We start from the raw sequence: 12,290 nt of genomic DNA, 5'->3' as shown, positions 1-12,290 counted from the left end.
GAGATAAGGAAGCAGTCGCACTCGTCGAGCTGGTACCCACCCCACGACGCGACGCGGAGCTGCTCGCGAGCCAGTTCACGGTACGGGTGATCCCCGCTGCACAGAAGATCCAGCACCGTCTTCTCCTTCGCGGAGAAAGCACTCCCAACTGCGCGACCACGACTCATGTTCATCCCTCGAGGATACGGGGGCGGCATCGCTGGGTCTCGCTACCGCAGACATGGCACCTACGGCACGAAGACCTGACAGAGTAGGCGGGTGGTGCGTTTACCGGTTGAGACCGCCACCGTTTTCGGCAGGGCTACACGTCGTGCGAGCGCATGCGTCTATACGTTCGTTGTCGATCTCGATTGTTCTCGTTCGATGTCATGCTGAGGGTGAACTCGCACCCCCGGATCTGGAGCGCAGCATGACTCGTGAACTCGTCTATACCGGCTTCATCACCGTCGACGGCATTGTCGATTCGCCCGGAGGTGCGACGGAAGGCCACCCGCACGGCGGCTGGGTGATGCACACCCCGTTCGATGCTGACGCCTACTCGCTGAAGGGCGACGAGCTGGCTGACACGACAGCATTACTGTTCGGTCGCCGCAGCTATCAGGCGTTCGCACCGGTCTGGCGGGATTCGGAAGACCACGCGGCCTACCGGGACGTACCCAAGTACGTCGTGTCGACCACCCTGGCCGAAGACGATCTGGTGGACGGCTGGGGCGAGACCCGCATCCTGCGCTCAACGGACGAGGTCGCCACGCTGCGCGCCGAAGAGGGCGGCGGCATCTTCATCCACGGCAGCACCGAACTCGCCACCCGTCTCGCCGAAGCCGACCTGATCGACCGGTACAACCTCCTCGTGTTCCCGGTCTTTCTCGGCTCAGGCAAGACGATCTTCCCCGCGGGGCCACGCGGCCAGCAGCTCTCGCTGCGTGAGTCGGCCGCGTATGCCAACGGTGTCGTCAAGGCAATCTACGACGTCGTGCGCTGAGTGCCTGGCCTCGTCGCGCGGTTGTGCTGACACGCGGCAAGGTTCGCGGCAGGATTGAGGCATGACCGATTCTCCGCACGCTTCTCGGCCGTGGCTCAGCTCATACGCGGACGGAGTCCCCGCCGAGATCGATGAACCGTCGCAGACGCTGCCCGAGATGATGTCCGCCAGCGTGAGGACGTTCCGGAAGCGTCCGGCGCTGGAGTTCTTCGGAGCCGTCACCACTTACCGGGAGCTGGGCGAACAGATCGAGCGCGCAGCGGAAGGGCTTCGTCGGCTCGGAGTCGGGAAGGGCGACCGGATCGCCCTGATTCTCCCCAACTGCCCGCAGCACGTCGTGGCGTTCTATGCGGCGCTTCGTCTCGGTGCAATCGTGGTCGAGCACAATCCGCTTTACACAGCTCGTGAGCTGAGGCATCAGTTCGAAGATCACGGTGCGCGTGTCGCCGTCGTGTGGGACAAGGTCGTTGACACGGTCGACGGCTTCCCCGCCGATCTCAAGGTCGAGCACATCGTGAGCGTCGACATCACGGCGGCGATGCCGTCTGCGACACGTCTGCTGCTGCGCCTGCCGCTGCCGAAGGCGCGAGCGTCCAGAGTGAAGCTGACGGGTGCCCCGAAAGCACGGCACTTCGTCGCCTGGAAGAAGCTGCTCGACCGTCGGCGCGTATCCAAGCGCATCACGGGCCCGGCGTTGCACGACACCGCGCTTCTGCAGTACACGAGCGGCACGACGGGAGATCCGAAGGGCGCGATCCTCACCCACGCGAACCTGCGTGCCAACGCGATGCAGGGGCGTGCGTGGGTACCGGGACTCGTGGACGGCGAGGAAACGTTCTACGGTGTGCTGCCGCTGTTCCATGCCTACGGCATGACGCTCTGCCTCACCTTCGCGATGAGCATCGGGGCGAAGCTCGTCTTGTTCCCGACCTTCGATGTGGACCTCGTCACGAAGGCAGTGCGATCGAGCCCGCCCACATTCCTCCCAGCCGTGCCGCCGATCTACGATCAGCTCGCCCGTTCGGCTGGCCGGGGAACCCTCGACCTCTCCACCGTCAGATTCGCGATCTCCGGCGCGATGAGCCTCCCCGTCACCACCGTGAAGCGGTGGGAAGAAGCCACGGGAGGCTTGCTCGTCGAGGGTTACGGCATGACGGAGAGCTCACCGGTCGCGCTCGGCAATCCCATGGGACCCACCCGCCGTCCCGGCACCGTCGGGGTGCCGTTCCCGAGCACGGAGATCCGCGTCGTCGACCCCGCGAACACGGACGTCGACGTGGCCGCTGCCGAGCGAGGCGAGCTTCTCATCCGTGGCCCGCAGGTGTTCCAGGGCTACTGGAACCGTCCGAGCGAAACCGCCGACATTCTGCTGGCCGACGGGTGGCTGCGAACAGGCGACATCGCCGACGTCTCGCCTGACGGCTTCGTGACGATCGTCGATCGGCTCAAGGAGCTCATCATCACGGGAGGATTCAACGTGTCGCCGAGCGAGGTCGAGGGCGCACTCGAGACGCATCCCGACGTGGTCGCCGCGGCCGTCGTGGGCCTTCCGCGATCTGGCGGGGGTGAGGATGTCGCCGCGGTCGTGGTGCTCCGTGACGGCGCAGCGCTCGACAAGCGCGCACTTCGCGACTTCTGCCGCGCACGGCTCGCCGCGTACAAGGTGCCCAAGCGCATCATCGCGGTGAACGACCTCCCCCGCTCCCTGATCGGCAAGGTGCTCCGCCGCCAGGTCCGGGATCAGCTGCTGAGCGACGGATAATGCTGCGGCTCACACTCGCGTCGCGTGCCCACCATGGTGGCCGCGACGAAGCGACAGTCGCCCCCGGCGGTGCGCGACGCACAGCAGCAGCACCGTCGTCACCGAACACACCGCGATCGCGATGACGCTGCCCTCCGGCCCGAAGCTGCCGCCCGAGAGCCAATCCGGTCCGCTCGTCACCGCGGTGACGAGCGAGTCGCGCGCCTCGGCCCCGGAAGTGACGGAGCCGAACAGGCCTACCGTCGCGAAGTTCCAGCCGAAGTGCAGGCCGATCGCCAGCCACAGGGATCCGGTCGCAAGGTACGCCGCGCCCAGCATCAGCCCGGCCTCGATCGCGATCGCGACCGCGCCCCACAGCGTCGCGCCAGGGTTGACCAGGTGTACGAGCCCGAAGAGGACCGCCGAGACGCCGAGCGCGATCCCCACTCCCCACCGGCCCCGGATCAGGCGAAAGACGACGCCGCGGAAGAACACCTCTTCGGCGACCGCGATCGCGCACATCGTTCCGGCCACAGCGAGCGCGCCGCCGATCGATCCCCATCCCGTGATCGTGTACGCCCCGAACAGGGCGAGGATGCCGACGGTCGCGGCCGACAGGGCCAGCCCGATCCCCGTGCCGATCAGTGCGTGACGCAGAGCGCCGGTTCGCGCGAGTTCCGTGACGCGCCGCCGCTCGATGCGGCGCCCCGCCCAGTAGTACAGCGCGACCATCGCGGCCGCCACGAGGGGGCCGACGATGAGCGCGAGCACCGGGCTGTGAACCGCGGATGCGATCGAGTTGGCGAGCAGCATCGCTATGGCGAATCCGGCGACGACGCCGGCCGTTCTCATCCAGGGCCGCTTTGTGAGGCCCATCCGTGCCGACTGCGTGAGTTTCGTCATTCCCGCTCCTTCGTCCGCCCCCGGTCTCGGGGTGCGGGCATGACGTTACGGAGCGCACGAGCAGCGCGGATCCCACCAGGGTGGGTTCACGGATCCCACTGTCGGGGGATCCGCACGCGAGTCGGGACCCCTTAGGAGACGCGCGGTGCGATGCCCTCCGCCTCGTCGGACCGATAGGCGGCCTCCACGACCGCCATGGTGCGCAGAACGTCGTCCACCGACGTCGGCAGCTCGGGGATCTCCCCCGCGACGAAACGCTGCAGCACGCCCATGGATCCGATGAACGCGTCGGGGAACCAGGATCCCTCGAACGGGATCGGGGTCCACTCCCGCTCGCCGTGGCGCGCGATCTCGAGGGCATCCGGCACGCCCGAGGGGTAGTCCATGAGCAGCCCCCTCCGCGCCCGGATCGCGCCGCCCGTGCCCTCCCATTTGACGAAGCTCTCCTCGTGCCGCGGCCCGAAATCGTGATCGTGGTTCGCGCCGATCACAACCCGCAGCGGCCGGTCGCGGTACCGCATGATGATGCTGGATCTGGTCGTCGCGATGTCGGGCTTCTCGGGGTGCCGGAGCGTCACCGCGCTCACCCCGTCCGGATCGCCGAAGAACGACCGCGCGAGGTCCATGTAGTGCACCGAGTGCATCGTGAACTCGAGCCGCTCCTGGCCGAACACCTGCGGAAACATATGCCACGGCGTCTCGACGCTGACGCGCAGGTCGAAGTCATATACCTCGCCGATCTCGCCCGCCGCGATCAGCCGTCGCGCCTCGGCAATGTACGGCGCGAACCGCAGCTGCGTGTTGACCGCAGCGACGAGGCCGCGCCGCCTGCACTGGTCGCGCAGCGCGATCGCCTGCGCGAGCGAGTGTCCGAGCGGCTTCTGGATCAGCACCGCGGATCCCTCGGGCAGCGCCTCGAGCGCGTCCGGCACGTGCTCGGGCATCAGCGCGAGGTCGTACACGGCATCGGCGGGCGCCTCGGCGACCGCATCCTCGACGGCAGCGAACACGTGGCGAATCCGATACTGATCCGCCAGCGCCTGCGCCTTGTCGCGTGCAATGTCAACGATCCCCCACACCGGGAAGCCGGCCTTGGCGTACGCGGGCAGGTGCGCGTCGCGCACGATGCCGCCCGCGCCGATGATCACGATCGGCCGCGGTTCCCGCGGGGATCCGCCGTCGTACCCCGCAAGCAGGCTCGCCTCATGCATCGAATTCGTCATCCCTTCACCGCTCCCACCGTCTGCCCCTTGATCAGGAATCGCTGTGCGCCGAGGAACATCGCGAGCAGCGGCAACATCGACACGACAGTCGCGAGCGCGAGCTGCGGCAGGTAGAGCTTGACGTCGAGGCCCGCGGCAACGGTCGCGTTGAACATCGGGCTCGCGCCGATCAGCTCCTGGATGCCGATCGAAATCAGCTTGTTCTCCTGGCTCGAGGTCAAAAGCGCCAGCGGCAGGAAGAAGTTGATCCAGTTCGCGACGAACGAGAAGAACGCCACGAGCGCGATCGCCTGCTTCGCGAGCGGAACGCCGATCTGCAGGAACGTCTTGATCTCGCCGAGCCCGTCGATCCGCGCCGCCTCGACGAGCTCGTGCGGCATCGTCGTCATGAAGTGGATGTACGCCAGATACACCCCGAACGGATAGAACCCCATGATGGTCGCGACGGGCCACAACTGGCCGATCGCGCCGATCGCGTTGACCTCGAGGAAGATCGGGATGACGAGCACCGTGTTCGGCATCACCATCGCCAGCAGGGTGACGAACAGGAACGTCTTGCGGAACCGGAACCTCAGCCGGGCGAACGCATACCCCGCGGGGATCGCAGCGACGACGGCCAGCAGCGTTCCGCCGACCGCGACGGCCACCGAGTTCAGCAGCCAGCGCTGGAACACGCCGCCTTCCCCGGGCCCGAACTTCGACAGCTCATTCCAGCTGTACACGAGGTTGTCCCACGACATCCCGCCGAGGCCGAGGAATCCGGCCTCGCCGGAATTCAACCCCTCCTCGCTGCGGAAGATGAGCGAGACGAACCCGAGGATCGGCAGCAGGAAGAATGCCGCGACCACGAGCATCGTCACGATGCGGCCGATGCGACCCGCTGCGGCGGACGCCGACCGGCTGTGCACGGGCGCACTCATCGCGTCTCCTTGTCGTCTTCGCCGAACATGCCGCTCTTGCGCACGATGATCCATCCGATGCCGAGGGTGATGACCAGCAGCACGATCGACATCGCCGCGGCGGCCGGGAAGTCGCGATTCGTGAACGCGAACGCGTAGCCGAGCTGCGTCGGCGCCCACTCCGGCGAGATCGCCCCGGACGAGATCTGTCTCAGCAGGTACGGCTCGAGGAACAGCTGGAACCCGTACGCGACGTTCATGAGCGCCGCGTACCCGATCCATGGCCGAATGATCGGCAGCTTGATCCGCCATGCCAGCTGCCATGCGTTGGCGCCGTCCAGGCGGGCCGCCTCCATCACCTCTTCCGAGATGCCGTTCAGCCCGCCGTTCACGACGATGATCCACGTGCCCACGCCCTGGAAGAAGAGCATGGCGGTGAGGATGCCGGGCATGTTGCCCGCCGTGATCACCTCCTTGAACGAGCCCGCGCCCATGCCCTGCCAGAGGAAAGCGATCGGCGATCGCTGCGGGTCGATCAGGTACACCCAGAGCACGAAGTTGGCGATGCCGCCGAGCGCGCCCGGGATGTAGTAGATGAACCGCATCGCGCCGCCGAAGCGGCTGGGGCTCGCGTGCAGGAGCAGTGCGAGCCCCACGATGCCGATGATCATGATCGGCAGCCAGATGATCATCACGACGAAGATGTTCTGGAACGTCGTCAAGAACCGGTGATCGGTGAACACCGTGATGAACGATTGCAGTCCGCCGAACCCACCGGTCGGATCGACCGGGGTCGGCGCCTTCTGCAGCGCCGTGACGAAGGCGTAACCGATCGGAATCGCGGCGCCGACGAGGAAGAGCAGGGTGTACGGGGCGAGGAGGGTCCAGGCCCCGAGCGCCTCCGCGCGCCGGGCCCGGGACCGCCCCAGGGGTGCCCTGCTCTTCCCCGTCAGCAGGGTCGTGGTTTCGGACATATGCGCCTTACTGCGTCACGGTGTAGCCGACGGATTCCGCCTGGTTCACCAGCTCGGTGCCGAACGCGTCGATCGCATCGGCGAAGCTGTCACCCGCGATCAGCGCCGGCGGAACGGTCTGCGTCCACGCCGATCCGGTGTCGTACATCATGTAGTCGTAGGGAACGACGTAGCCGAGGGCCTCCTTGAACGCGGCCTGGCTGCCCTCGATGTCCTTGAAGTACGCATCCGACGCCACTTGCTCGAGCCACTGATCCTGCACGGGTCCGTAGCCGGGAAGCCCGGTCGACAGCTCGACCTGCCACGCGGGATCCGTCGCCACGAACTCGAGGAACGTGAGCGCGTTCTCGAGCTGCGCGCCGGTGATGTGCGACGAGACGCTCCAGAGGCCGCCGCCCTCGTTGCCGGTCATCGGCTCAGAGTCGCCCTCCCAGGCGAGCGGTGTGGTCGCGGAGATCTCGCCCGCGGGCACGCCCCACGTGTCGCGGAAGAGGTAGTTGCCCCACCATGCGGCGCCGGGACTCATGACCATGTTCTGGCCCGCCTCGGCAGCGTCGCCGTCGAAGATGCCCTGGTTGGAGAGGGCATCGCCCTCCTGCATCTGAGTCAGGAGCTCGACCATCTTGCCGCAGCCTTCGGCCGAGAGGTCGATGCGTGCTTCGGTCTCGCTGACGCGCTCGTTGGTCGGGCAGTTCGCGGCTTGCAGGTAGCGATTGACGGCGTATGCGTCGCCGAGCATGCCGGAGATTTTGCCGGGGTGCTCCTCCGCGATCGTGACGGCGAGGTCGGCGTAACCCTCCCACGTCGTCGGCACCTCGTAACCGTTCTCCTCGAAGAACGCCTGGTTGTACCAGAGCACATCGGGCGCCGCGTCATTGCGCAGGCAGCGGATCTTGTCGTCGATGTCGCAGAATGACAGCACCGCCTCGTCGTACCCCTCGATGACGTCGGGCATCAGGTCGGTGAGGTCGGCGGCGTAGTTGCTCGTCGAGCTCGTCGCCCATGCGATGTCATCGTTGGTCGGGAAGAAGATCGCGTCGGGCCACCCCTCGCCGGCCGTGTCGAAGTTCGCGAACGCCTGGCGCACCGTTTGGCCGCCGACCGTTCCGTCGATCTGCGTGATCTCGATCTCGATGTCGGGGTGCGCCTTCTTGAAGGCCTCCGCCGCCGGAACGCGCGGCGGATCGACCCAGACGGTGATCGGCCCGCCCGAGTCGGTCTGCTCGGGCTCGTCGCCGCCCTGCGAACCGCCGCCCGCGCAGCCGCCCAGTGCGAGTGCCCCCGCGAGCATGCTGCCCGCGATCATGAGCTTCTTCTTCATTCCACTCTCCTTTGAGTATGAGGGCGCTCCCCGATGCCTGATCGGAGCCGCCCCAGCCCGAAAAACGCTAGCGAAGCGCCCGGACGTCGTCAATCAAATATAGACAAATTGATCGGATGTTTATATCGCGACGTGAGTGGCGCGCCGCCGATCAGATCCGCGCCGGGTCGATTCGATAGAACTCCGCAGCTGTGGCGCCGAGTACGCGCTCTCGGGCGGGCGGATCCAGTCGATCGACGAGCGCGCGCAGCGCCGTCCACACGCGCGTATAGCCGCCCGCAACGACGGAGATCGGCCAATCGCCGCCATACATCAGACGTTCAGGCCCGAACGACGCGAGCGCGTGGTCGAAGAACGGTGCGATCGCGTCTATGGTCCAGTCGCCCGGATCCCCCACCGACGAATAGAGCCCGCTCACCTTCCCGAACACGTTCGGGGACGCCGCTGAGGCCGCGATCAGATCCCACCACGGCTGACGGGAATCGGCGCCGACCGGAGGCTTGCCGAGGTGGTCGATCACGATGCGCAGGTCGGGGTGGCGTTCGGCGATGACCGGCACGATTTCGAGGTGGCGCGGGAGGACGGCGACGACGTCGAACGTCAGCCCCTCGCGCTCCAGGACCCCGAGCCCCTCGTCAACGTCGGGCCGCAGCAGCCAATCCGAATCCGGCATGTTGTGGATCAGGCTGCGCACGCCCACCATGAGCGAGTCGTCCCGCCACGATTCGGCGAGGAGCGCAACCTCGTCAGGGCGCTCGAGCGGCGCGTGCGCGACGATTGCGGCCACCTCTTCGTGCTGCGCGGCCGAGTCGCGCATCAACTCGGTGTCTTCGGCGTGGTCGGCCGACTGCACGTGCACGACCCGATCGACTCCGGCATCACGCAGCTCCGGCAGCGCGTCGTCGAGGGTGAATGCTCGGTTGATGACCGCGGGCTCTTCCGCGAGCCACCCGTAGTCGGCGCGCGCCGGATCCCACACGTGCTGGTGCGCATCGATGATCGGAAAAGTCATACGGTTCTTCTCCCCGTCGAGAATCATCATAACGATCATGAACAAACGTTTGATCAATCTTGACGCTTTACGCCCTCGACGTCAACATCGCCGCGGCGCGGCGCGGGGAGCGTGTGGCGCTGCCCCTAAGCGCGCGAGCGCGGGGCGATCACGACGTTGACGCCGATCTGGCGCAGATCCGCAATGTGCCGCTTGTCCGTCGCGGCGTCGACGATGACGGCATCGAAATCGGCAAGCGGCTGCATCGCGTGGAGCGCGCGCTTGTCGAACTTCGTGTGGTCGGCGAGAAGGATCCGGCGACTGGCCGCATCGAACATCGCGCGCTTGACGTCGACCGTCTCCATCGTCTGGTGGAACGCGACGCCGTCGGTGATCGCGGAGGTCGACATGACGAGCACGTCGGCGCGCAGGCCCGCGATGGCGGCGGTCGTGATGCGCCCCATGTAGGCGCTGCACCAGTTGTAGTACTGCCCGCCCAGGCCGAGCAGCGTGATGCCGGTGACGGAGCGCAGTTCGTTCATCACGGTGAGCGTGTTGGTGATGACGGTGAGCGGGCGCTTCTCCTGCAGGTGCGGCACGAGGTGCAGCGATGTCGTGGAATCGTCGAGCATGATCGCCTGGCCCGGCTCGACGAACTCGAGCGCGGCGAGCGCGAGCGCGCGCTTCTCGGAGATCTCACGGCTCGCGCGGTAGACGTCGCTCGACTCGACGAGACCCGTCGACAGCGCCGAAGCCACGCCGCGGTTCTTCCGCAGCAGCCCGCGCGATTCGAGCTCGTCGAGATCGCGATGAACCGTCATCGTGCTGATGTCGAAGCGTTCCGCCAGCTCGGAGATGCGAATGGATCCGGCCGCCATCACGGCCTCGGTGATCGCGTTGCGCCGGTCAGTCTGTCGCGCCTGACGCGACTGCGCCGAGTCGTCCGAGATCATCTCCTCGGGTCCCACCATCGTCTCCCCCTCGCGGTTCGTCCCGTGATCTGCGGGTGCGGGGTGGCCTATCGACCGCCCCGCACCCGCAGTGTTCATTCAGCGCACGAGATGCGTCGTTATCAACCCTCGTAGACGAACGGCGACGTCATCTTATCGGCGTTCTCGGCGGTGATCAGGATGCAATCGATCGCCTGCTTCTCCGTCTCGGGCTCCGTGCCCGTGCGGATGAAGTCGTCCGCCAGCTCGACGGCCGTCTCCGAGAACTGCGCGACGGGCTGGAGCACCGTGTACGCCATCTCGCCGTTCTTGACGGCCTCGACAGCGTCCGGCGCACCGTCGAACCCACCGACGATCACGTCTTCGAGCTTACCGGCCTCCTTCAGCGCGGCGATCGCGCCGAGCGCCATCTCGTCGTTGCCGGCGAGCACGCCCTTGATGTCGGGGTTGCCCTGCATCAGCGCCTGAGCCTTGTCGTGGCCCTCCGTGCGGTCCCAGTTCGCGACCTCTTCGCCGACCTTTTCGAGGTCGGGGTACTGCGAGATCACGGTCTCGAAACCGTTCGAGCGCGTCTGAGCGTTGTTGTCGCTCGGCGCACCGAAGAGCTCGACGTACGTGCCCTCCTCGCCCATCTGCTTGACGTACTCCTGCGCGCCGAGGGCAGCGCCCTGGGCGTTGTTCGACACGAGCTGAGCCTTCGCGAGGCCCGACTCGTTGATCTCGGCGTTGACGAGGAACACCGGGATGCCCGCCTCGTCGGCCTTCTTCACGGCACCGATCGACCCGTCGGCGTTGGCCGGGTCGAGGATGATCGCGACGGAATCGTTCGCGATGGCGGTGTCGATCAGCGTGTTCTCGGTGTTGGTGTCGCCCTCGTGGGCGCCGACGGTGGCCTCGTAGCCGAGCTCTTCGGCCTTCGCCTGCGCGAGGTCGCCCTCGGTCTTCCAGTACGGGTTGGCCGGGTCGTTGACGATGATGGTGATGAGGCCGCCGGCCTCGCCGCCGCCCGCCGACTCGCCCTCGGGAGCGCTGCCGGTGTCATCGGATCCGCCCGACGAGCAGGCCGTGAGGCCGACGATGAGGCCGCCGACCATGATCATCGAGCCCAGTGTCTTCTTGCGCAACATGTGATGTGTCCTTTCTTGATGGTCCGGCAACGGTCATCGGTGCCGGATGTGCCGCTCAGGACTCTGTGGAGCCCGTACCGGTGCTGGTGCCGGTCACGGCAGGGGTCTTGCTGTCCTTATCGCTCGCCGGCTTCTTGGCCGCGGGGCGACGACGACGTCCGTACTGGAGGGTGTTCAGCAGAACGGCGACCACGATCACCGCGCCCATGAAGACCATTTGCCAGTAGGCCGAGACGCCGACGAGCACGAGGCCGTCGGAGAGGAAGCCGATGACGAAGGCGCCCAGCAGGGTGCCGCGCACGTTTCCGCGTCCGCCCGTGAGGGCGGCGCCGCCGATCACGACCGTCGCGATCGCCGTCAGCTCGTACGTGTTGCCGGCGTTCGGATCCGCGCTGGTGAGCGTCGATGCGAGCACGAGCCCCGCGATCGCCGCGCACAGGCCCGAGACCACGTACACCCAGATCTTCACGCTGGTGGTCGGCACACCGCTGAGCTCAGCGGCGCGCTCGTTGCCGCCGGCCGCGTACATCCAGCGCCCGAACTTCGAGCGACCGAGGACGAGGCCGAGGACGAGCGCGACGACGATCATCACGAGCACGCCGATCGGGATGCCGAAGATGCGGTTGAAGCCGATCCACTCGAAGCCGGTGTTGCCCAGTTCCTCGCGGCCCGACAGGTTGTTGATCGTGAGGCCGCCGGTCATCAGCAGCGCGAAACCGCGCACGGCGTAGAGCGTGCCGAGGGTCGCCACGAAGGGCGCGATCTTGAACTTCGCCACGAGGATGCCGTTCAGGAGTCCTGCCAGGGCCCCGATCCCGCAGGCGATCAGCACCGTCACGGGCACGCTCGGGTAGATCGTGACCCCGAAGAGGTCGAGCGGCACGCCGCGCAGCATGAACCCAGCGAACACCGCGGATATCGCGAGCGTGGATCCGACCGAGAGGTCGATGCCGCCGTTCAGGATCACGAGCAGCATGCCGAGGCCGAGCAGCGCGTAGATCGCGACGTGGCTCGTCATGATCAGCAGGTTGCCCCACGTGAGGTAGTTCGGCGAGAGCAGCGAGAAGACCACGATGATCAGCACGAGGGCGAGGAAGGCACGCCCCTCGAGCAGCAGCTTCGCGATGGAGAACTGCTTCCTGTTCTTGCGGATGGCAGTTGTTGTCGTCGTCATTGTCG

The 12,290-nt window shown here is 66.8% G+C and carries 11 protein-coding genes; 2 read left to right on the top strand and 9 right to left on the bottom strand.

From position 1 onward, the window contains the following. Positions 1-409: 409 nt before the first annotated feature. On the top strand, positions 410-982 hold the full coding sequence (locus G510_RS0108825) for a dihydrofolate reductase family protein (protein ID WP_029153346.1): 573 nt from the start codon (positions 410-412) through the stop codon (positions 980-982). 61 nt (positions 983-1,043) lie between these two features. After that, positions 1,044-2,744 carry a long-chain-fatty-acid--CoA ligase gene (locus tag G510_RS0108820; protein ID WP_029153345.1) on the top strand — a complete coding sequence of 567 codons (1,701 nt, stop codon included), beginning with the start codon at positions 1,044-1,046 and terminating at the stop codon, positions 2,742-2,744. A 9-nt stretch (positions 2,745-2,753) separates the two neighbouring features. Here G510_RS0108820 and G510_RS0108815 read toward each other — a convergent pair whose 3' ends face one another. The 9 genes from G510_RS0108815 to G510_RS16120 form a co-directional block, all read right to left on the bottom strand. Continuing rightward, positions 2,754-3,626, bottom strand: coding sequence for a CPBP family intramembrane glutamic endopeptidase (locus tag G510_RS0108815; RefSeq protein ID WP_211219168.1), 873 nt, complete (start codon positions 3,624-3,626; stop codon positions 2,754-2,756). 131 nt (positions 3,627-3,757) lie between these two features. Beyond that, positions 3,758-4,849, bottom strand: coding sequence for a Gfo/Idh/MocA family protein (locus tag G510_RS0108810; protein ID WP_245563270.1), 1,092 nt, complete (start codon positions 4,847-4,849; stop codon positions 3,758-3,760). Beyond that, positions 4,846-5,769, bottom strand: coding sequence for a carbohydrate ABC transporter permease (locus G510_RS0108805; protein WP_051216611.1), 924 nt, complete (start codon positions 5,767-5,769; stop codon positions 4,846-4,848). Before G510_RS0108805 ends, G510_RS0108810 begins: the two co-directional genes overlap by 4 nt. Next, positions 5,766-6,722 (bottom strand): carbohydrate ABC transporter permease, encoded by a 957-nt coding sequence (locus tag G510_RS0108800; RefSeq protein ID WP_029153341.1) that lies wholly within the window; start codon positions 6,720-6,722, stop codon positions 5,766-5,768. The genes G510_RS0108805 and G510_RS0108800 overlap by 4 nt, the downstream gene beginning before the upstream one ends. 7 nt (positions 6,723-6,729) lie before the next feature. After that, complete coding sequence (locus tag G510_RS0108795; RefSeq protein ID WP_029153340.1) at positions 6,730-8,043, bottom strand: ABC transporter substrate-binding protein; 1,314 nt, start codon at positions 8,041-8,043, stop codon at positions 6,730-6,732. 151 nt (positions 8,044-8,194) lie between these two features. Then, positions 8,195-9,055, bottom strand: coding sequence for an amidohydrolase family protein (locus G510_RS0108790; RefSeq protein ID WP_029153339.1), 861 nt, complete (start codon positions 9,053-9,055; stop codon positions 8,195-8,197). A gap of 125 nt (positions 9,056-9,180) precedes the next feature. Beyond that, positions 9,181-10,005, bottom strand: coding sequence for a DeoR/GlpR family DNA-binding transcription regulator (locus G510_RS0108785; RefSeq protein WP_029153338.1), 825 nt, complete (start codon positions 10,003-10,005; stop codon positions 9,181-9,183). A gap of 101 nt (positions 10,006-10,106) precedes the next feature. Continuing rightward, on the bottom strand, positions 10,107-11,111 hold the full coding sequence (locus G510_RS0108780) for a D-ribose ABC transporter substrate-binding protein (RefSeq protein ID WP_084644283.1): 1,005 nt from the start codon (positions 11,109-11,111) through the stop codon (positions 10,107-10,109). Between the two features lie 55 nt (positions 11,112-11,166). Continuing rightward, on the bottom strand, positions 11,167-12,285 hold the full coding sequence (locus G510_RS16120; RefSeq protein ID WP_036322551.1) for an ABC transporter permease: 1,119 nt from the start codon (positions 12,283-12,285) through the stop codon (positions 11,167-11,169). Positions 12,286-12,290: the final 5 nt, after the last annotated feature.

This window comes from Microbacterium gubbeenense DSM 15944, assembly GCF_000422745.1.
In the GTDB taxonomy this organism is placed as follows: domain Bacteria; phylum Actinomycetota; class Actinomycetes; order Actinomycetales; family Microbacteriaceae; genus Microbacterium; species Microbacterium gubbeenense.
Note: the sequence above shows the minus strand (reverse complement) of the source record. Positions and strands in the feature narration are given on the sequence as shown.